This is a genomic window from Sphingobacterium sp. UBA1498, from assembly GCF_002325125.1.
In the GTDB taxonomy this organism is placed as follows: domain Bacteria; phylum Bacteroidota; class Bacteroidia; order Sphingobacteriales; family Sphingobacteriaceae; genus Sphingobacterium.
Genome location: NZ_DCRG01000037.1, coordinates 110,229 through 132,035, shown reverse-complemented (window position 1 = coordinate 132,035; position 21,807 = coordinate 110,229). Strand labels below are relative to the sequence as shown.

The window sequence follows — 21,807 nt, the reverse complement described above, 5'->3', positions numbered from 1 at the left end:
ATACAATATGAGCGAATTTATTAGCAAGATAACACCCAATCAACCCGTTTTTGAAGATAACGACCCACAAGATGAGTTGATTACCTTAAATATTGGGCCAACCCATCCCGCCACGCATGGTGTATTTCAAAATGTTGTTCAGATCGATGGTGAGCGTATAGTGAGTGGTGTGTCTACAATCGGTTATATTCACCGGGCGTTTGAAAAAATTGCAGAACATCGGCCGTTTTATCAAATCACTCCATTGACAGACCGTCTGAATTATTGTTCCGCACCAATCAATAACATGGGCTGGCATATGACTGTTGAGAAGCTTCTTAAGATAGAGATTCCTAAGCGTGTGCAGTATATGCGTGTCATTGTTATGGAGCTTGCGCGCATTGCAGATCATATTATTTGTAACGGAATCTTAGGTGTGGACACAGGAGCGTTTTCGGGATTTCTATATGTTATGCAAGAGCGTGAATTTATCTATGAAATCTTTGAAGAGATATGTGGCGCTCGTTTGACAACTAATATCGGTCGTATTGGAGGATTTGAACGTGATTTCAATGCTATAGCCTTTGAGAAAATACGTGAATTTTTGAAACGCTATCCTCCTGTATTGCAAGAGTTTGAAGAAATGTTTGTTCGTAACCGTATTTTTATTGAACGGACTTCAGGAGTTGCTGCTGTAACGGCAGAAGAAGCTTTGGATTACAGTTGGTCAGGTCCTATTTTGCGGGCGACAGGAGTAGATTACGATGTGCGTGTACAGAATCCTTATTGCTCCTATGACGAATTTGATTTCGATGTGCCTGTTGGCACTACAGGCGATGTCTATGATCGATTTATGGTACGGAATGCCGAAATGTGGCAATCTCTTCGGATTATAGAGCAGGCATTGGACAAAATCGAGAAAGAGCCTAAAGGGGTATTCCATGCCGAAGTGCCTGATTTCTATTTGCCTCCAAAAGAGCAAGTGTATACCAATATGGAGGCCTTAATCTATCATTTCAAAATCGTCATGGGTGAGGTCGACACACCAAAAGCTGAAGTCTATCATGCCGTCGAAGGTGCAAACGGTGAACTTGGATTTTATTTGATTCATGATGGCGGACGCTCACCTTACCGTCTTCATTTCAGAAGGCCTTCTTTTGTCAACTATCAACTATTTGCGCCAATGAGCGCAGGAATGCTGATTTCAGATGCCATAATAAATATGAGTAGTCTTAACGTTATAGCGGGAGAACTAGATGCTTAGTGTAAAACAAAATAATGAACATGTAACGTTTTCTCCTGACTTGTTGGCCAAGTTTGGAGAAGTGGTCAGTCGTTACCCTGAGGGAAAGCAGAAATCAGGCCTATTACCCATTTTACATTTGGTCCAGGCGGAGTATGGTTGGGTCAGCGCAGATGCGATGGACAAGATTGCCATGTATCTTAATATATTACCGATCGAGGTATATGAAGTCGCTACATTCTACACAATGTTCCTATTGCAGCCTAAAGGGAAATACGTGCTGGAGATTTGTCGCACAGGGCCTTGTTGTTTAGTTGGTGCAGAACGTATTATGGCGCGATTAGAACAAAAGCTAGGCGTGAAAGAAGGGGAGGTCACAAGCGATGGACTTTTTTCCTGGCGCGGCGTCGAATGCTTGGCAGCCTGCGGTTTTGGACCAGTCTTACAGATTGGCCCTGAATATACATTCTACGAAAATCTGACGGAAGATAAAGTCGACGAATTGATTGATAATTTAAAAGCTAAAACAGAATAATATGGCGCGTAAACTTTTGTTGACTCATATCGATGTTCCTGGCATCAATACCTTTGAGGTCTATCGGCAAAAAGGTGGTTATGTTGCTGTTGAGAAAGTATTAAAGAACATGTCTCCTGAAGAGGTTGTTGAGGAGGTTAAAAAGTCGGGATTACGCGGTCGTGGAGGAGCTGGTTTTCCGACAGGGATGAAGTGGTCCTTTTTGGCCAAACCCGAAGGAGTGCCCCGCTATTTGGTATGTAATGCAGACGAATCTGAGCCAGGGACATTCAAGGATCGTTATTTAATGACGCATATTCCGCATGCACTCATTGAGGGAATGATTGTATCCAGCTTCGCTTTGGGGGCTCATACGTCGTATATCTATGTGCGTGGAGAAATGATGCCGCAGATCAGAATCCTAGAGCGTGCTATTGCTGAAGCGAAGGAGAAAGGCTTTTTAGGAAAAAATATCTTAGGATCCGGTTATGATCTGGAGATCTACGTTCAGCCGGGGGGAGGAGCCTATATCTGCGGCGAGGAAACTGCTTTGTTAGAATCCTTGGAAGGAAAGCGCGGTAACCCGCGTATTAAACCTCCTTTTCCCGCGATTGCGGGCTTATATAATTGTCCTACAGTGGTAAATAATGTGGAGTCAATCGCAGCGACAGTTCCGATTATAAATTTGGGCGGCGATGAGTATGCAAAGATTGGTGTAGAACGTAGTACAGGAACAAAATTAATATCTGCGAGCGGAAATATTGTAAAACCAGGTGTCTATGAAATTGAACTTGGTCTGCCTGTGGAAGAGTTTATTTACTCGGACGAATATTGTGGCGGTATAGCCAATGGGAAGCGAATGAAAGCTGTTGTGGCAGGGGGCTCTTCGGTCCCTATTTTACCGGCCAACTTAATTTTGAAAACTGCAGCTGGAAATAGTCGATTGATGACCTATGAGTCGTTGGCAGATGGCGGCTTCCAGACCGGTACAATGCTTGGATCTGGCGGTTTTATCGTATTTGATGAAGATCAGTGCGTGGTGCGTAATACCTGGAATTTTGCACGTTTCTATCATCATGAAAGCTGTGGACAATGTTCTCCCTGTCGTGAAGGAACGGGATGGATGGAAAAAGTGTTGCATAAGATCGAGAGCGGCCACGGCTCGATGTCGGACATTGATTTGCTATGGGATGTCCAGCGAAAAATTGAAGGAAATACAATCTGTCCACTCGGTGATGCTGCAGCATGGCCGGTGGCGGCTGCAATAAGGCACTTTAGGGATGAATTTGAATGGCACATTCTTCATCCGGAAGAGTCGCAGACACGAAATTATGGATTGGCACATTATGCTGATCCTTTACAACCAATAGTATCATAATAGAAGCTGTAACGCTAAATAAATCATATCATGGCAGAAGCGGAAGATGTAAAGTTTAAGGTCACCATCGATGGTATACCTGTAGAGGTTGCTCCTGGGACAAGCATATTAAATGCTGCGAGACAGATCGGCGGTGATATTGTCCCTCCGGCAATGTGTTACTACTCCAAATTGGAGGGAAGTGGCGGTAAATGCCGTACCTGCTTGGTAAAGGTATCCAAGGGATCGGAAAAAGATCCTCGACCTATGCCAAAATTGGTTGCTTCTTGCCGTACAACGGTGATGGACGGTATGGAAGTGCAAAATATAACGTCTCCTGAAGTAATAGAAGCAAGAAAAGGGGTTGTTGAAATCTTATTGATCAATCATCCTTTGGACTGTCCAATCTGTGATCAGGCAGGTGAATGTAAATTGCAAGATCTTAGTTACGAACACGGCAGTGCACATACGCGTTACGAATTCGACCGACGTACTTTTGAACGTATCGATCTGGGTGATAAGATCCAATTGCATATGAATCGCTGTATCTTATGCTACCGTTGTGTGTATGTTGCCAATCAGTTGACCGATCAGCGTGTACATGGTATCTTAGGACGAGGTGATCATTCAGAGATCTCTACTTATATCGAAAATGTGATCGATAATGATTTTTCTGGGAATGTCATTGATGTGTGTCCTGTGGGCGCTCTGACTGATAAAACCTTCAGATTTAAAAATAGAGTATGGTTTACCAAACCGGTTGATGCACATCGCGATTGCCCCACTTGTTCAGGCAAGGTAACTTTATGGTATAAAGGGGAAGAGGTTATTCGGGTGACCGCGCGAAAGGATGAATTTGGCGAAGTGGAAGAGTTTATCTGTAATACCTGCCGCTATGATCAGAAAAAAACAAGTGATTGGATATTGGAGGAACCAACAGAAGTAGATCCACATTCGGTTATCTCGGCTAATCACTACGAGTTATTTAATCCACCTAAAGTCGTTAAAGAAAATCCTGTACTGCAGGAAAAAAATCGCGAACAGTTAGCTAGAACAGAAAAATTGAAATAATCACGAATATGGAGTGGTCTTTTGTCATAGAAAAATTAATACTGGTGTTTATTATCTTCGTAGTTACTTTGGTAATTGCGATGTATTCTACGCTAGCAGAACGTAAAATTGCCGGTTTTATGCAGGATCGTTATGGTCCGGATCGGGCCGGTATTTTCGGGATCTTACAACCCTTATGCGACGGGGGGAAATTCTTCTTTAAGGAGGAAATTATTCCTGCAGGTGCGCATAAAGTACTTTTTATAGTAGGTCCGACTATAGCCATCATAACAGCCTGTATCAGTTCCGCCGTGATCCCTTGGGGACAGGAGTTACAGATTGGAGATCGGATAATTTCCTTGCAGGTTGCCGATGTTAATGTCGGTATTCTGTATATGTTTGGTGTCATAGCATTGGGCGTATATGGTATTATGTTGGGCGGCTGGGCGTCGAATAATAAGTTTTCTTTGATGGGCGCTATTCGGGCAGCATCACAGAGCATCAGTTATGAAATTGCCATGGGGCTTTCGATAATCGCTTTATTGATGGTGACACAAAGCCTTTCCCTGAAGGAAATCGTTGCGCAGCAGTCTGGCTTTGTCAATTGGAATATCTGGGCACAGCCGTTAGGTTTTATTATTTTTATGGTGTGTGCCTTTGCTGAGTGTAACCGAGTACCTTTTGATTTACCGGAATGTGAGACTGAGCTTGTTGGTGGTTATCATACGGAGTATTCTTCGATGAAATTGGGGCTCTATATGTTCTCCGAATATATCAATATGTTTGTCTCCTCGGCGCTTATGGCTTCACTCTATTTTGGGGGATACAATTTCCCTTTTATGAATGATCTGGGATGGTCTGCCAATTTGATTACGATCGTCGGTGTGATTGTGTTCTTTGTCAAGATATTTTTGTTTATCTTTTTCTTTATGTGGGTGCGCTGGACATTACCGCGCTTCCGCTACGATCAACTGATGAATCTGGGCTGGAAAATGCTGATCCCATTGGCGATTGCCAATATCGTACTTACAGGTTTATTTACATTGATTAAAGACACGTACTTCTCATAAGAAAGGACTTTTTATGCAACTAACCAATCGTAAAAAAGTAATTGAACAAAAACCGATGACATTCGCCGAAAGAATCTACTTTCCGGCTATTATAAAAGGTTTGCGAATTACATTAAGGCATTTTTTTAAGAAAATACCAACCATTAAATATCCTGAGGAAATAAGACCTTATTCGAAAAATTTTAGAGGACAGCACTCGCTCAAACGTGATGAAGAAGGGCGCGAACGTTGTACTGCTTGTGGGTTATGTGCCTTGTCCTGTCCTGCGGAGGCGATTACCATGACTGCTGCAGAGCGAAAAAAAGGTGAAGAACATCTTTATCGTGAAGAAAAATACGCGTCGGTATATGAAATCAATATGTTGCGCTGTATTTTCTGTGGCCTATGTGAAGAGGCTTGCCCGAAAGAAGCGATCTATTTGGACGGTCCCCATGTGACTGCAGATTATCTCCGTAAGGATTTTATCTATGGAAAAGACAAATTGGTTGAACCGACTTTTGATATTACCAAATTAAAGAGCTAAACCAGGAAATTATGACAGTATTTTATTTTGTAGCCTTCTTGTCTATTTTCTTTGCGCTGATGACCATTTTTACCAAAAATCCTGTGCACAGTGTATTGTATTTGGTGATTACGTTTTTCACATTTACAATACATTATATTCTTTTGAATGCGCAGTTTTTGGCTGTGGTGAATTTCATTGTGTATATGGGTGCCATTATGGTTTTGTTTTTATTCGTGCTGATGTTGCTCAACCTGAATAAGGATACCGAACCCATGAAATCCAATTTAGTCAAATTTATGGGCGTTATCGCAGGCTGTTGCTTACTGGTGACTTTTTTCGGCGTGTACCGTGTATTCGATATTTCGAATCCACTGACCGTCGTAAATCCTGAGATCGGATTGGTCAAGAATCTGGGGAAAGTGTTGTTTAACGAATTTTTGCTCCCTTTTGAGTTATCGTCGCTATTGTTATTGACGGCAATGATCGGAGCGATATTATTAGCTAAGAAAGAACCTAAACAAATCTAATGGAAACAGTTATTCAACAGTTGCAAGGGGTGCCAATAAATCATTACTTGATTTTTTGCTCGATTATTTTTGCTATTGGTGTTATTGGTGTTCTTATTCGCCGTAACGTCATCATTATCATGATGTCTATTGAATTGATGCTTAATGCAGTGAATCTTCTTTTAGCAGCATTTTCTGTGCAGCATGGCGATTCATCCGGGCAGGTTTTTGTCTTCTTTATCATGGCATTGGCAGCTGCAGAAGTTGCCGTCGGCCTTGCAATTATTATTATGGTATATCGGAATACGAAATCTGTGGATATCGATTCCTTAAATAAACTGCGTTGGTAGAACTTAAGAAATAAATACGATGAGTGAATTAGTTTGGTTGATTCCCCTTTTGCCCTTAATCGGGTTTATAATAAATGGATTGGGTAGGAATACTTTCTCCAAAGGTATGATAGGTGCTGTTGGTAGTGCTGTAGTGCTTATTTCTTTTGTGTGTAGCTGTATTCTTTTCTCCGAAGTATATCAAGCGAGACAGGCTGGACAAGCGGGCATCATTGAGCAGCATGTATTTGATTGGATTGCCGTAGGTAACCTTAAGATAGGATTATCTTTTTTGGTAGACCCGCTTAGTGCGATTATGCTTCTGATTGTTACAGGAATCGGTTTTCTTATCCATGTATACTCCATTGGTTATATGCATCATGATATTGGATTTGGCAAGTTCTTCGCCTATTTGAATCTCTTTATCTTTTTTATGTTGTTATTGGTGTTGGGCTCCAATTACTTGGTCATGTTCATAGGCTGGGAAGGTGTAGGATTATGCTCGTACCTATTGATCGGCTTTTGGTATAAAAATACTTCTTATACAAATGCAGCAAAAAAAGCATTTGTGATGAATAGAATAGGTGATTTAGGTTTTTTACTTGCCGTATTTTTAATACTAGGCACTTTCGGCTCGTTAGAATTTTCGACGGTATTTCCAGCGGCCAAGAACTTCGCTGTCGGTGATATTACTGTGGTTAGCATTACCATTTTGTTGTTTATTGCTGCAACTGGTAAATCTGCGCAAATCCCCTTGTTTACTTGGTTGCCCGATGCCATGGCTGGACCAACACCGGTATCTGCGCTGATCCATGCGGCTACCATGGTTACGGCGGGTATTTATATGATTGCCCGTTCCAATATATTATTTATCCTTTCACCGTTCACCTTACAACTTATTACTGTCATCGCTATTTGTACAGCCCTGCTGGCTGCTGCGATTGCACTAACGCAAAATGATATAAAGAAAGTATTAGCTTATTCCACCGTTTCGCAATTGGGCTATATGTTTCTTGGCCTTGGTGTAGGTGCATTTACAGGAGCATTTTTCCACGTATTGACACATGCCTTTTTTAAAGCATTGCTTTTCCTTGGGGCGGGATCTGTCATACATGGTATGAGTGAGGAACAAGATATGCGTAAAATGGGAGGACTAAAGAGCGCTATGCCAATTACTTATTTAACGATGTTGATGGGAACAATCGCGATTTCAGGGATTCCACCATTCTCTGGTTTCTTCTCCAAAGACGAAATATTGGCTGGAGCTTTCACGTCAAGTCCAGTCCTTTGGGGTTTAGGGTTTATCGGCGCATTAATGACAGCATTCTATATGTTTAGGATGTTATTTATGACATTTTTTGGAACTTTCCGTGGTACGGAAGAGCAAAGGCATCATCTGCATGAATCTCCAAAGAGTATGACCACACCACTCATTGTGCTGTCTGTACTTTCGGTGATAGGGGGTGTGATCAATTTACCAGCGGTTTTGGGGGGTAATCATTGGCTTGAGGATTTTCTGGCACCGGTGTTTTCAGAGGGAAAGGCTATAATGCCAGCAACACATCATTTGGAACATAGTACTGAGTACCTATTAATGGCCGTTTCGGTAGTTGGTGTATTGATTATGGTTGCTTTAGCCTTTAATAAATATGTTAAAAGACAAAAGTCACCTGAAGAGGGAGAAGGTACGAGAAGTTTCTTGGCTAATCTCTCCTACAATAAGTTTTACGTAGATGAACTTTATGATAGCATCATCGTACGCCCAATCAATTGGCTTTCGGCTTTCATGGGTAACGTAGTTGATCAACGTGGTATTGATGGCCTTGTCAATGGAGCCGGTAAAGTAACTTTTGACACAGGTAAGGTATTGCGTTTGCTCCAGAATGGTAATGTTGGTTTTTATTTATTGATGATGGTAATTGGAGTGATTGCCATTTTCATCTATGGATTGTTGAGTCTTTAATTTTGGTGTAATCGATGGATAACTTGTTTTTACTTATTTTATTGCCGTTAATAAGCGCGTTGATGCTAGCTTTTTTAAAGACCAATGCTGCAAAGTCTATAGCCTTGATTTTATCATTACTATCTTTGGCGTTGACTATTCCCTTCCTTTATGCTTTTGATGCGAATGGAGGGATGCAATTTGAACAAAATTGGCTATGGATTTCTTCGTTGCATATTCACTTCCATATTGGTGTTGATGGTATCAGTCTGCCGCTGGTTTTGTTGACCAATGGGCTCATGCCTTTGATTATTGCAACAACTTTTAAGAAGGATTATAAAGGAAGCTTCTATGCACTAATGGCTTTCATGCAAGCAGGATTGTTGCTGGTATTTATGGCCTTGGATGCCTTTAGCTTTTATGTGGGTTGGGAAATCGCCTTGATCCCGATCTACTTTATCTGTGCACTTTGGGGCGAAGGAGATCGTATTCGTGTCAACTTGAAATTCTTCATCTATACTTTTTTGGGTAGTCTTTTGATGCTGATCGCGATTCTTTATCTCTATCAACAAGTACCCAACCGTGATTTTGAGTGGACCTCGTTTATCGCATTAGATTTGGGGGAAAATACACAGCGGTGGTTATTTTGGGCATTCTTTGTCGCTTTCGCTATTAAAATTCCTATTTTCCCTTTTCATACTTGGCAACCTAACACATATACCAATGCACCCGCAGCAGGTACAATGTTACTGGCTGGTATCATGCTCAAAATGGGTGTTTACGGTTTAATGCGTTGGCTACTGCCTATTGCGCCGGCTGGTGTTGCACTGTATGGTCATTTCGTGATGATCTTATGTGTGATTGGGATTGTGTATGCTTCCATCATCGCGATTAAACAAGATGACGTGAAGCGATTGATTGCCTATTCATCCATAGCCCACGTGGGTCTAATTAGTGCTGGTGTCTTTACGTGGAATACGAACGGACTGAGTGGAGCAACCATTCAAATGTTAAATCATGGTATTTCGGTGATCGGGCTTTTTTATGTGTTAGATATAATACAGCAGCGTACACGCACACGTAGTCTTTCGGAATTGGGCGGAATTGCGAGCAGAGCACCCCGGTTGGCCATTTTATTTATGATTATTTGTATGGGAGCAGTAGGACTGCCGCTAACAAATGGATTCGTTGGTGAATTTTTGCTACTGAAAGGCGTTTTTCAGTATGGATTCTGGTTTGCTGTTTTTGCGGGTCTAACCTTAATTCTTGGGGCAGTCTATATCCTTAGACTTTATCAAAAGACCATGTTAGGGGAAGCTACCGAAAGAACGAAGCAATTTGAAGATGTGAAAAGTACCGAACTTGTCGTTTTAACGATAGTCTCCGCCTTAATTCTTTACATTGGTATATTCCCTAATTTCCTATTGAACCTTTCTGCAAGTTCGGTGGAAGTTTTAAGTACATTTTTAGGCAGATAATAGATTTATTTAATTGTATGGGTGCAATAATTACACTTTCGATATTAGCATTGGTGGTCCTTTATCTTGGCTTATTCAAGGTAAAATCTATGCTACTGCCTGTTTCTATTCTTGGATTTCTTGTCGCTATCGGTTTCCTATGGGATGACTGGAATTCGACCAGCGGTCCTCTTTATAGCGGGATGGTTCATTTTGATCATTATGCTATTGTTTTTTCAATCTTATGTATTGCCGTTACCTTGTGTATCTTCGTTGTTTCAAAAGGATATTTTGACCAAGAAGGACAAGTCGCGGAGTATTATTCACTATTAATATTTTCCCTCACAGGAGCTGTTCTTGTAAATAGTTATCATAATTTTTCGATGCTCTTTTTAGGCATTGAAATTATGTCAGTAGCTCTTTATATTTTGGTCGGAATACGTAAAAGAGATAAAGCATCAAATGAAGCTGCGCTAAAGTATTTTATCATGGGTGCTTTTTCTACCGGTTTTCTTTTGTTTGGAATTGCCCTCCTATACGGAGCAACAGGATCATTTGATCTAAGTGAAGTGAAAGAATATGTTGTTAATAATCCTCAGTCGATTTCACCTTTATTTTATGGCGGGATATTATTTCTAATCGTAGGGCTGACTTTCAAAGTTGGAGCTGTTCCATTTCATTTCTGGACACCCGATGTTTACGAAGGGGCTCCGATTTTAATTACAAGTTATATGAGTACGGTGGTTAAGGTAGCATCTTTTGCTGGATTGTTGCGTTTATTCAGTTATAGCCTATTGCCTTTACAAGATTTTTGGACACCCGTATTTTTAGTGATTGCCATTCTCACTTTATTTGTTGGAAATATTTCAGCGTTAATGCAGTCTTCTTTCAAACGAATGCTTGCCTATTCGAGTGTTTCTCATGTAGGTTATATGTTGTTTGCAATTATAGCCGTGGGTGCCACGTCAGCCAATAGCATCTTTGCGTATGGTCTTGCTTATTCGCTGGCAACGATTGTTGCTTTTACGGGATTAATCCTTGTCAAAAAGACGACCGGTTCCGAGCATTTTGAAGCGTTCAATGGATTGGGTAAACGTAATCCCATGCTCGCCTTTGCAATTACAGTTGCTATGCTATCTCTTGCCGGGATACCGTTGACTGCCGGATTTATTGGTAAATTTATGATGTTTTCTTCTGTTATGGAGAACTATCATATTGTATTGCTCGTGCTAGCCGTCGTTAACGCTGCAATTGCCGTATATTACTACTTAAAGGTTGTTGTTGCGATGTACTTTAGGGATAGTGAGGAATCTTGTGTCAATGTGCAGTGGAATTATTCACTTGTACTGTTCCTTGCAGTCGTGCTTACAATTATTATTGGAGTATATCCAGATTGTCTTTTAAAATTAATATAAATTTTTTGTTAAACATATATGTTTTAAATGCGCATAGCGACTTTTAGTAATCAACATGGCGATTACGTGGATTAAAAGTGAAGATTTCTGTTAGAATACTTGTTGTTTATTAAGCATAGCGATTCGCTGTGCTTTTTTTACTTTTATTGGTATAACTCTTGCATACAAATTGTATATTGTAAAAAAGAAATCCTATCAATTTGCAGATGGTGTTTAAAGTGTGTGTTAAATCTTTTTCTATTCATTTTTTCGGTGTATTATTATTCCTCTTTATAGGAGGGCGGGTAATTGCGCAGGAATTTATTCGTGGAAAGGTAGTGGATACGCAGACAGGAAAAGGTATTGCAAGGGTCTCGATTAACTGGCTTGGGGAAGATCGTGGAGGTAGTAGTGATACTGTTGGGAATTTCAAAATTCAGGATATTAAGAAGTATCGCCAGTTAATCTTTGGAGCAGTGGGTTATGAACGCAGGACAATTGATGTTCGCCGATTGCAAGATTCTATATTGACTGTGCGTTTAATTGCCTCTAATAATACATTACAGGAAGTCGTCGTCAATAGAAAAAATAAGAAACCAAAAGATCCTGCCGTTGCGCTGATTGAGAAGGTGATCGCAAACCGTCCCCAGAACCATTATACCCGTATTCCTGAAATTCGTTTCGACGAATATGAGAAAACACAGTTTGGTTTTGTCAACCCAGAAGATAAAGCCAAGAAATTTCCAAAACCATTTCGGTTTCTTTTTGAGAATGTTGACTCTACTGCTTTCCGGGGGCTCACAATTGCGCCATTCTATCTGGAAGAAAACTATGCAAACGTCTATTCTTCCCATAATCCAGACCGAAGTAAGAAAATTATCATTAGCCACAATCAAACAGAATTAAATCCTCGCTTTTTTAACAACGATAATTGGCAGACGCGTTTTCAGACAATACTCCGTGATGTTGATCTCTATGATAATACGATTCAGATCACAAACAAAGGTGTGTTGAGCCCAATTGCTACGGGTGCAACAGCATTTTATAACTATCAGATCAAAGATACCATTCAAATCGATGGTCAGGATTATATTGCGCTCCATTTTGAAGGCAAATCTGCGATTGATTTGCTTTTCTACGGTGATCTCCTAATATCGGATGATACGAGATATGCGGTCCATCGCGCGACATTGAATATAGGACGTGCCGCAAATATCAATTGGATAAATGATGTACAGATAGAGCTGAACTATCGTGAATTTAAAAATGGTAGTATGCTCCCTGTTCATGCAGATCTGAAAATGTTATTTGGCGGTAGTAAGTCAGATGTATTATATGGACGCAGGGAAACCCAATACCTAGGACATCGTACGGATTCCATTTCGAGTGAGAATTTTGCCGGAGTACCTGTTGAAAAAAGATATCTTCTGCAATCTGCGGTGCAAGTGCCCATAGTACGGATTAGACCGAGTCCCTTAAGCCATGCTGAATTAGGGGCCTATCAAAAAGTTGATTCGGTACAAAATATGCGATCTTTTAATCAGTTGGTTGCATTAGGTTATTTACTGGCAAAGGGCTATTATAATGCTGGGAAAGTTGAATTTGGACCGCTTGAATATCTTTATAGCCGTAATAATTATGAAGGTAATCGATTCCGCTTAAGTGGTCGAACAACTCGTTTATTTTCCGAAAAAGCTTATATTGAAGGATATACTGCTTACGGAGATAAAGATAAAGAACTTAAATATTACTTGAGTACGGCCTTTACGTTGAATGGAGAACGCATTGTTCAGTTTCCTGCAAATTATTTGCGCTTTACTGTACAGCATGATGTGATGGAACCAGGGCGGGGCTTGGGCTTTTTAAAAGGCGATGGATTCTTCCGCTCTTTTGGGAAAAACAAGCCTAATAAATGGCAATTTAATGACATCTATCGACTAGATCATCTGATCGAATTTGGCAATCATGTTAGCGTTGGAACGGCATTTACGCATACCAGAAGACAGCCCCGTGGTGATTTGTTCTATATCAATAGTCTACCTTTACCTGATACAGTTCGCCGGGTAAATACAAATGATCTGCAGCTGATTTTGCGCTGGGCTCCAAATGAAGAATTTACCTATCATAATCTTGACAGGGGTACTGTGGAAAATAAGTATCCAATCTTTACCCTGCAATATAACAAAGGTTTGAAAGGCTTTTGGGGAGCAGATTATAGTTATGATGCATTGCGGTTCAATATTTTCAAACGATTATTCTTATCTCCGGCAGGTCAGGCCGATCTCGAGTTTTCAGGAGGAAGAATTTGGGGTAAGCACCTGCCGTATACTTTGCTTGAACTTCCAGAGGTCACAAAAGATAAGCAGGGACCTTTGGTAAACTTTGATCTGATGGCGACTTCGGAATTTGCTTCCGACCAGTTTTTGAAACTAACTTATTATCACAATTGGAACGGTTTCTTTTTCAATAGAATCCCCTTGTTCAGGAGGTTAAAGTGGCGTGAAGTGACAGGGTTTAAGGCTTTTTATGGAAAGCTGAGTGATGCTAATAATCCATTTGTTACTCCCGAAAACATTCAATTTGAGGCAGATAAAGATGGCATTATTCAAACAAAGGCATTCCGTAACAAACCTTATGTGGAAGGACTTGTGGGAGTGGATAATATCTTTAAATTGATTAGATTAGAGTATAAAAAGAGATTAAGCTATAGAGGTGGCGAAGGCGTACCTTCAGATACCTTTACGGCATCTTTACATTTTAATTTTTAGCAATATGGTTCAATATTCAAGTTTAAAATACGCTATTAAAGATAGTATTGGCTACATCTTTATTAATCGCGAACCGCAGCTGAACGCCTTGAATCAGCAAACACTGGATGATTTGCAAGATCTTTTCAAACATTTCAATTCCGACGATCAAGTACGAGGCATAATCCTGACTGGCGCTGGTGACAAAGCATTTGCGGCAGGAGCAGATATCAAGGAATTTTTGGATTTGTCTGTTATTCAGGCGCGATGGCTTAGTGAAAGGGGTCATATTATTTTTTCAGATCTTATTGAGGACTCTCCGAAGCCAGTTATTGCTGCTATCAATGGATATGCCTTAGGTGGAGGGCTTGAACTCGCTTTGGCCTGTCACATGCGTATAGCTTCTGAGAATGCCAAAATGGGGCTTCCAGAAGTTTCTTTGGGCTTAATTCCAGGTTATGGCGGTACACAACGTTTGCCCAAATTGATCGGAAAAGGGCGGGCCATGCAGATAATTTTAACTGGTGATATGATTGATGCTCAGCAGGCTTATGAAATAGGATTGGTAAACGAGGTGGTCGTACAGGATAAACTAATTGCCCGAGCGGAGGAAATACTTCAAAAAATATTTACGCGCTCTCGCGTAGCAGTAGCAAATGCAATAGCTGCGATTAACGCTGCAGAAGATAAACAACAAAATGGAAGCAAAGTTGAAATGGATGCCTTTGGACATTTATTCGGTACAGAAGACTTCAAAGAAGGTGTTTCTGCATTTTTAGCGAAAAGGACTCCAAATTTTGAGTAGCGGCCTAAAGCATTTTTTATTATCCTTTCAGGTTACAGTTTTATATTGATTCCGTAGTTTATATTAAATGGTATTCATACTATTTTTTTTGTTAAATCGTTTTTAATTGAACCATGTTGGTTTCGTGTTTAGATTAACACCAGTAAAAAAATGACAAATAACGAACTAAGAGCACTTGCTGAATTTTCGCGCAAAAATGAAATTGCAGAGATGGAACAGATTGTCGAAGCAGCAAACAGCAGCATTGAGTTTCATGAGTACGAATTGAATAGTTTAGTGAGCCAATTGATTCGATCTCAGCATTATGAAATCCTGGACAGGTTTTTACACAAGGGGCTCATCTCAACTGATCTATACGATTACGATCGTTTGAGCACATCTGTCATCAATACCTTATTTAAGCCTCAGATAACATCCGAAGCACAACTTGACATCCATTTAAATTGGATCAAGCGTTATTTGGCTCAGGTTGATGATATTGATGAAGAAGTAGACGGTAGTACCTTATTGGAATATGCCGTGCAGGAAAATGTGGCGATTCCTTTCTTAAAACTTATTTATGATGCAGGTGCTGACTTGCAGCGAATGGACAAATATGGACAAACATTGCTTTTTAAAGTGTGTAGTTTACGTATGCAGCCCAACGAACGTATTAGCGAGCTTGTAGATTGGCTGTTAGCGGAGGGCTTAGATCCGAATATTGCCAATGTTGAACAGAAGACAGCGTTACATATGGCTGTTGATACGTTGAAAACTGACGCTGTAGTTAAATTATTAGATGCTGGAGCAGACCCAGGCTTAAAGGATTGGCATGGGGAAAGTGCTTTTCATTATGCTGCGATTAGGCACTTTAATCCAGGTTTACTGCTGACTCTCTTCAATTATGGAAAGCCAGATTTTCATAGCGTCGATAAGCAAGGTGAAAGCTTGCTCAATGCATTCCTTCGCAGGATGCATACCGACAGTGAGACTAACCTAGCCGTTCTAGTCCTGCTTTTGGAACACGGTGCTGATCTGACGGCAGCCTCCGTTTGGTACCAGAAAGAAAAAGCAGGAGTTGATTGGCTGGCAGAAAAGTCACTTTTGGTTATACAAAAACTTGTGGACAAAGGATTTTTAGATCTAAATTATACGGATAATGAAGGTAATACGTTATTGCATAAGGTTTGTCAAGAAAATCTCAATTACGATGAAAATAAAGCACGTGAGCTGTACAAGAAGGTAAAATATTTGGTTGGCGAGGGGATTGACCCTCAATCAGAAAATAGATTGGATAAAAAGGCTGTTGATTACGCTATGGAGGATAATCTCAAGATAAAAACAGTCGAATGGTTATTAAAACAATAAATAAGTATAGAAAAGAGTTATGTCTCAATCATTTATAATTGCTTGTGAAAGTGGGAAACGTAAGATAGCGGAGATATTACTGGAGAAGCATCAAGTTGATGTATCTTACACCGATGAAATGGGGCGTACAGCATTGCATTATGCGGCGCATAGGGGGTATCTAGATTTGGTGAAAAAGTTAGTTGAGGCAGGTGCTACCTTGGACTACGAAGATCATCGGGGTGAAACCCCTTTGTATTTTGCCCTGTTACAAAAGCAAAAGCAAACGGCAGTCTATTTATTGGAAAATAATGCCAATATTTTAATCAATGATTTTTTGGGGAATAGCTTGCTTCATATCGCAGCGCGCACAGGGCAACAGGAAATGGTGGAAAAACTGATTACACATGGCTTGGATGTAAATGCTTTAAATAACAGCGCTGAATCACCCTTACTATTGGCTGTTCAGGCAAAATATCCTCCTGTAGTACAGTTGCTTGTTGGAAATGGCGCTCGTGTAGACACAACAGACAAAGAGGGCAACACGGCTTTAAATTTGGCAGTGGCTTTGGGTTCTGTTCCTATTGTGAACATGTTGTTGGATAATGGTGCGTCTGTCAATATACTCAATGACATAAGCGAGGGCCCCTTACTGCTTGCAGTAAAAAATGGGAATCGCATTCTTGCCCAAAAATTATTGGAACAGGGAAGTGATATTTTTGCTGAATCTGCTGAGGGCATTTCTCCAGTATGGTATGTATGTAATAGCAATCAAAAGGAGTTGCTTGCATTATTTTTAGAAAAAGGTCTTTCTGCCGATTACGCACGTCCCGTGGATTCATTTGATGGAAAGGACGGACAATATTTGGAGAAGTTGATTGCTAGGACAGGTGGACGTACTTTTATACTCGGATTTGAACCACATTATGCTGGGGAGACATTGTTACATACGGCCACAAAAATGGGCTACCTATCTTTGGTCAAACAGCTTTTGGATAGTGGCGCAACGATCGATAAACAGGATGCAGCAGGCAATACCGCGCTTCATTATGCTGCAGCTTATGGTAAAAAAGATGTGTTGCGGTATCTCCTGTCCAACGGAGCAGTGACAGATATAGCGAATGTTTTGGAACAGAAAGCAATAGATTATTCCAATATGCAGGGGTATAATGAAATTACTGCATTACTAATTGATTTCGGTGCGCAAACCAATGCTGTGGGGGATGGGCCGATCAGCGCCAGTAAAAAGGTAATACCTGAAATGCCTCCAGGAATGGATATGGCACAAAAAAAGCAGGCGCTATTTGATCTGAAGGATTTATTAGACGCAGGAATTATCAATCAAGAAGAATTTGATTTGGAGAAAGCTAAGATCTTGAAGAGTTAGCATTTTAAACTTGTACTGTTACATTAATTTTTTTCTCAGTCACTTTCAAATAGAACTTTTCTCCGATCGGTTATTACTGTTCATATGTACTGTTTTAATGATTATGTTGCAACTGGTTAAATTCATTTTACCTTATACCGTCGTTCAGGAAATTAGTTTATTGTTTGTTTGCGATAAGATATAGATCTAGTGACCGGCATATAATCGCAATCAACACGGATTAATGGATTTTTAAAGGGATCCCAGTTGTTTAAACAGGCATGGCATTGGACGATATGCGCATAAACTAAAAAAGCGACTCTTTGGAAGTCGCTTTTTGTAGCCCGTAGGGGAATCGAACCCCTGTTTCAAGAATGAAAATCTTGCGTCCTAACCCCTAGACGAACGGGCCATATCGTTTTCGATGATGCAAATATAGAAGCTTTTTCAAAAAGCGCAAAAAAAAAGTGCAGTTGGAATGCTAATTCATTGAAATTGAGAAAAATTATTTTTTTAAAGGCCCTGTTCCACAGCGTAAGCAAGCATATAAGCATTGAATTTCTCGTAATACACATCATAATTATGCTTCTTTTGATTGCTGTCTAGTTCAAGTTTTAATATACCTTGCGTTTGATAGTTGAATGGCTGTATGGTCATGTTGTTCAGGAAAGAGACACCCGCATTCCCTTGAAGTTTGTAAATAGCCTCTTTGGCGCACCAGCATGCATAAAGCTGCTCATATTGGTTCTCACCACGGGTGATGAAAGCGAGCTCTTCAGGCTTTAGAAACTTGTGTTGGATGCGCTCTACTTTTGTGTTGATGATTTCCATGTCGATCCCAACCTCTCCTTTTGTACTGATCATTGCAGCCGCATACTCAAATGAGTGCGAAAGTGATATTTTCTGAGGAAAATTAGCGAGATAAGGCTTGCCATTCGGATCGGAAGGACACTCAATATAGCGGGATGTATTTAATAGCGTTCGCAATAACACACGTGTTGCAAGCCAGTGGAGCCTTCTTTTTCCGATATGGAAGGAACCCAATATTGCTTTTTCACGTTCATCCAACTGAAGCTTCGACATCAAATCATCGTCAGATTCTTCAATTCGCCAAATTGCAAATTTGGTTTGGCTATCAATTTCACGTAGATATACTAGACTCATGTCCAAATTTAAAAACAAATCGCAGATTTTTGTTTTGAAAAATGAAGTAAAATTAGTTGGAGAACTGTATTTTTGAATTTGTATAGCACGGCCTGATGCCTTTGCTATTTTGATACACATGATTTTATCTGATAAAAGAATTCTCGAAGAGATTGAAAATGGCAGTATTGTCATTCAACCATTTGATCGTAAGTGTTTGGGCACAAATTCGTACGATGTACATTTGGGAAAATATTTGGCAACGTATGCAGACCGTGTACTGGATGCAAAAAAGCACAATGAAATCCAACATTTTGAAATTCCTGAAGAGGGATTCGTTTTGGAACCTAATACGCTCTATTTAGGTGTTACACAAGAATATACTGAGACGCATAAGCATGTTCCTTTTTTAGAGGGCAAATCGAGTACTGGCCGCTTAGGGATTGATATCCATGCAACCGCAGGAAAGGGCGACGTCGGCTTCTGCAATACCTGGACATTGGAAATTTCGGTAGCTCAGCCGGTCCGCGTTTATGCGGGGATGCCTATAGGGCAGCTAATCTATTTTGCGGTAGAAGGGGAGATCGAAACATTTTATAATACCAAAGGAAATGCAAAGTATAACGGTAAGACAATCCGTCCGGTCGAATCCATGATGTGGAAGAATAATTTCTAATGAGAACGATTGGGTGGATTATATTAGCGACGCTATTGATTATTCTTATCAGCGGCGTACTTTATTATTTTATTCATCCTATCTTTGGTGGAAGTTTCAAGGGAGCTCGACTTGAGCGTATGAAACAGTCTCCAAATTTTAAAAATGGTACTTTTCGTAATCTCGAAGTAACACCATCGTTGAAAAGCGATGTCAATGTGGTCGCGTTGTTTTGGGATTTTCTTTTCAACAAAAACCCCCACTTGAAACCTATCGATGTGTTGCCTGTTGTTGCTTGTGATTTAGAAAATCTCCCCCCAGACGATGTACTGATCTGGTTCGGCCACTCCTCATATCTGCTAAAATTAGATGGAAAACTAATATTGGTGGATCCTGTTTTCAGCGAAAATGCTTCCCCAATGCCAGGTAGCAACAATGCATTTAAGATGTCAGTTGACTATGCGATGATGCTTTTTCCTAAAATCGACTATTTGTTTATCACTCACGATCATTATGATCACTTGGACTATGACACTGTTGCGAAATTGAGGAATAAAATTGGTCAGGTTATTTGTGGTCTTGGTGTTGGAGCACATATTGAATCTTGGGGATATAAGGCTGATCAGATCATAGAGGGCGATTGGTACGACCACATACAACTAGGACCTGGTTTTCAGGTCACCTTTACCCCAGCAAGGCACTTCTCGGGGCGAAGAATTACACGAAATACTACCTTGTGGACATCCTTTGTGTTAAAAACCTCCAAGTATACTATTTTCTTGGGGGGCGATAGTGGCTATGGCAAGCATTTCAAAAAAATAGGTGATCAATTTGGGCCATTTGATTTAGCAATCTTGGAAAGTGGGCAGTATAATGATGCATGGCATTATATCCATTCTTTACCAGATGAATGGGCTGCTGAAACGAAGGATTTGAAGGCCCAAGCTATTTTACCCGTACATTCTTCGAAATTCGCTTTGGCTATGCACGATTGGAAAGAACCGATGGAGAAATTTTACGAAATAGCTGATAAAGAAAATATCAATCTGCTTACGCCTAAAATAGGGGAATTGGTGTATTTTAATAGCTTGGATAAAGTATATCCACCTTGGTGGCGTGAAGTCCAATAAAGATCTATTTGTTTTTTTCCTCAATCCATAATGACATATATTTTGTGCTCTGCATCGTGTGGTGTAATAAGATCTGACTAATAAAATTTTGTTGGCGATGTTTGTCAATTTGCACCTTTAATAAGGATAGATTTGTCATAAAGTCAGCCTGGTACTTTCGTTTTTCATACCGTTCGTTGATGATTCGGATGCCATTTTCTTGAGCCGTATACCAAATCTTTTTGTTTTCATATAGCTCAACAGTTTTGACACAAAATGTTTTGGGATCATCTTCGATAAAACCATTCCAGTCCAAATTGCCCTTCATGGCTTCTGCTCCAATAGTCGTCGTGACAGATGGAGTTCCGGTCTGCATGGCGTCAATAAATTTCCCTTTTACACCAGCGCCAAATTGAATTGGTGCGACTAGTACCCGGTAGTTTTCCATAGTAACACGTGCAGATTCTGCCCGCCCCTTAATCAAGAAACGCTCTTTTGGATTATTTAACTGTAGTACTTTCTGCGTTGCATACGCCCCATAAATGTGCAATTCCGCTTTAGGCAGCATGTTCCTTAACTGTGGCCATATTTGTGTTTTTAGATATTGCACGGTATGCCAGTTGGGTTCATGAATAAAATTCCCAATAAATAATAAATTCTTGCGCTCTTTGAAAGGCTTCCATTGTACCACCTCAGAAGGAGTGATCTCCTTTTCAAGGAACGGAAGATAATAAAGGATATCCGGTGAAATTCGAAATTCTTCGATAAGAATCTTCATTTCAGATTCGGAGATAATCAATGAGAGATCACTCCGCAGTATGGCGGCAAGTTCTCGTTTGGCGGTATCGGTAAATAATGCTTGAAAGGAAAAATCATCTTTATTTTTAACAGATGTCTGTCTTGCTTGGCGCAAGAAATGCAAATCTTCTGTATCAAGTACACGAAGTGCGTTGGGACATTGCTGTGCAACACGCCACCCATATTGCTCTTCCACCATAAAGCGATCAAATACAACAATGTCAGGCTGAAGCTGCGTAATAAAATCATCAAAGCTGCTGCTATTAAGCACAATTGCCTGTTCATGTATCCCAAGAGATTGCAAAAAGGCACTGTAGGGCGATTTGGCCGCGGCCGAAGCAAATGTAATCTGGTAGGAGCTCGCAAGGAATGTTTCAATCAATTGCATCATGCGAAAGCCCGCCGCAGAAGATGTTGGCTCTGGCCACACAAGTCCGATGAACAAAACCTTTTTCTCTTTCATGCCGGAAAATTACTGATTAATGTGAAAAGAATTGACGAAAAATTAACAA

The 21,807-nt window shown here is 40.4% G+C and carries 19 protein-coding genes and 1 tRNA gene; 17 read left to right on the top strand and 3 right to left on the bottom strand.

All coding sequences use genetic code 11. The features are described 5' to 3' along the window. The first annotated feature begins 7 nt into the window (after positions 1-7). From B3139_RS19945 to B3139_RS19875, 15 genes are all read left to right on the top strand, one after another. Complete coding sequence (locus B3139_RS19945) at positions 8-1,243, top strand: NADH-quinone oxidoreductase subunit D (RefSeq protein WP_293885233.1); 1,236 nt, start codon at positions 8-10, stop codon at positions 1,241-1,243. Next, entirely contained in the window at positions 1,236-1,757 is a 522-nt protein-coding gene (gene nuoE / locus B3139_RS19940) for a complex I 24 kDa subunit family protein (protein WP_293885232.1), read from the top strand. Before B3139_RS19945 ends, nuoE begins: the two co-directional genes overlap by 8 nt. 1 nt (position 1,758) lies before the next feature. Next, entirely contained in the window at positions 1,759-3,114 is a 1,356-nt protein-coding gene (gene nuoF, locus B3139_RS19935) for an NADH-quinone oxidoreductase subunit NuoF (protein ID WP_293885230.1), read from the top strand. 30 nt (positions 3,115-3,144) lie between these two features. Continuing rightward, positions 3,145-4,164 carry a 2Fe-2S iron-sulfur cluster-binding protein gene (locus B3139_RS19930; RefSeq protein WP_293885229.1) on the top strand — a complete coding sequence of 340 codons (1,020 nt, stop codon included), beginning with the start codon at positions 3,145-3,147 and terminating at the stop codon, positions 4,162-4,164. A gap of 8 nt (positions 4,165-4,172) precedes the next feature. After that, complete coding sequence (nuoH, locus tag B3139_RS19925) at positions 4,173-5,213, top strand: NADH-quinone oxidoreductase subunit NuoH (RefSeq protein WP_293885227.1); 1,041 nt, start codon at positions 4,173-4,175, stop codon at positions 5,211-5,213. A gap of 13 nt (positions 5,214-5,226) precedes the next feature. Further along, entirely contained in the window at positions 5,227-5,736 is a 510-nt protein-coding gene (locus tag B3139_RS19920; RefSeq protein ID WP_209578302.1) for a NuoI/complex I 23 kDa subunit family protein, read from the top strand. A gap of 11 nt (positions 5,737-5,747) precedes the next feature. Beyond that, positions 5,748-6,245 (top strand): NADH-quinone oxidoreductase subunit J, encoded by a 498-nt coding sequence (locus tag B3139_RS19915; RefSeq protein WP_209578303.1) that lies wholly within the window; start codon positions 5,748-5,750, stop codon positions 6,243-6,245. After that, positions 6,245-6,574 carry an NADH-quinone oxidoreductase subunit NuoK gene (gene nuoK, locus B3139_RS19910; protein ID WP_293885225.1) on the top strand — a complete coding sequence of 110 codons (330 nt, stop codon included), beginning with the start codon at positions 6,245-6,247 and terminating at the stop codon, positions 6,572-6,574. The genes B3139_RS19915 and nuoK overlap by 1 nt, the downstream gene beginning before the upstream one ends. A 19-nt stretch (positions 6,575-6,593) precedes the next feature. Continuing rightward, a complete protein-coding gene (gene nuoL / locus B3139_RS19905; protein ID WP_293885224.1) occupies positions 6,594-8,516 on the top strand; it encodes an NADH-quinone oxidoreductase subunit L in 1,923 nt (640 codons plus the stop codon). A gap of 14 nt (positions 8,517-8,530) precedes the next feature. Continuing rightward, positions 8,531-9,973, top strand: coding sequence for a complex I subunit 4 family protein (locus tag B3139_RS19900; RefSeq protein ID WP_293885222.1), 1,443 nt, complete (start codon positions 8,531-8,533; stop codon positions 9,971-9,973). Positions 9,974-9,990: 17 nt separating this feature from the next. Further along, positions 9,991-11,367: an NADH-quinone oxidoreductase subunit N gene (locus tag B3139_RS19895; RefSeq protein ID WP_293885221.1), complete on the top strand. Its 1,377-nt coding sequence runs from the start codon at positions 9,991-9,993 to the stop codon at positions 11,365-11,367. A 206-nt stretch (positions 11,368-11,573) separates the two neighbouring features. Then, entirely contained in the window at positions 11,574-14,114 is a 2,541-nt protein-coding gene (locus B3139_RS19890) for a DUF5686 family protein (RefSeq protein ID WP_293885220.1), read from the top strand. 4 nt (positions 14,115-14,118) lie between these two features. Next, positions 14,119-14,898, top strand: a complete 780-nt coding sequence (locus tag B3139_RS19885) for an enoyl-CoA hydratase/isomerase family protein (RefSeq protein WP_293885218.1) — start codon at positions 14,119-14,121, stop codon at positions 14,896-14,898. Positions 14,899-15,048: 150 nt separating this feature from the next. Further along, positions 15,049-16,245: an ankyrin repeat domain-containing protein gene (locus B3139_RS19880; RefSeq protein WP_293885217.1), complete on the top strand. Its 1,197-nt coding sequence runs from the start codon at positions 15,049-15,051 to the stop codon at positions 16,243-16,245. Positions 16,246-16,264: 19 nt separating this feature from the next. After that, entirely contained in the window at positions 16,265-17,611 is a 1,347-nt protein-coding gene (locus tag B3139_RS19875; protein WP_209578316.1) for an ankyrin repeat domain-containing protein, read from the top strand. Between the two features lie 319 nt (positions 17,612-17,930). Here the strand turns inward: B3139_RS19875 and B3139_RS19870 are convergent. Continuing rightward, positions 17,931-18,002 (bottom strand) — tRNA-Glu (locus B3139_RS19870). 101 nt (positions 18,003-18,103) lie between these two features. Beyond that, positions 18,104-18,754, bottom strand: coding sequence for a 4'-phosphopantetheinyl transferase family protein (locus B3139_RS19865; RefSeq protein WP_293885215.1), 651 nt, complete (start codon positions 18,752-18,754; stop codon positions 18,104-18,106). A gap of 118 nt (positions 18,755-18,872) precedes the next feature. Here B3139_RS19865 and dcd point away from each other — a divergent pair, with 118 nt between their 5' ends. Together dcd and B3139_RS19855 are read left to right on the top strand one after the other, a co-directional pair. Continuing rightward, on the top strand, positions 18,873-19,409 hold the full coding sequence (gene dcd, locus B3139_RS19860; protein ID WP_209578319.1) for a dCTP deaminase: 537 nt from the start codon (positions 18,873-18,875) through the stop codon (positions 19,407-19,409). Beyond that, positions 19,409-20,518 (top strand): MBL fold metallo-hydrolase, encoded by a 1,110-nt coding sequence (locus tag B3139_RS19855; protein ID WP_293885214.1) that lies wholly within the window; start codon positions 19,409-19,411, stop codon positions 20,516-20,518. The genes dcd and B3139_RS19855 overlap by 1 nt, the downstream gene beginning before the upstream one ends. 4 nt (positions 20,519-20,522) lie before the next feature. On the opposite strand, the gene B3139_RS19850 is transcribed toward B3139_RS19855, so the two are convergent. Next, positions 20,523-21,758, bottom strand: coding sequence for a glycosyltransferase (locus tag B3139_RS19850; RefSeq protein WP_293885213.1), 1,236 nt, complete (start codon positions 21,756-21,758; stop codon positions 20,523-20,525). Positions 21,759-21,807 lie beyond the last annotated feature (49 nt).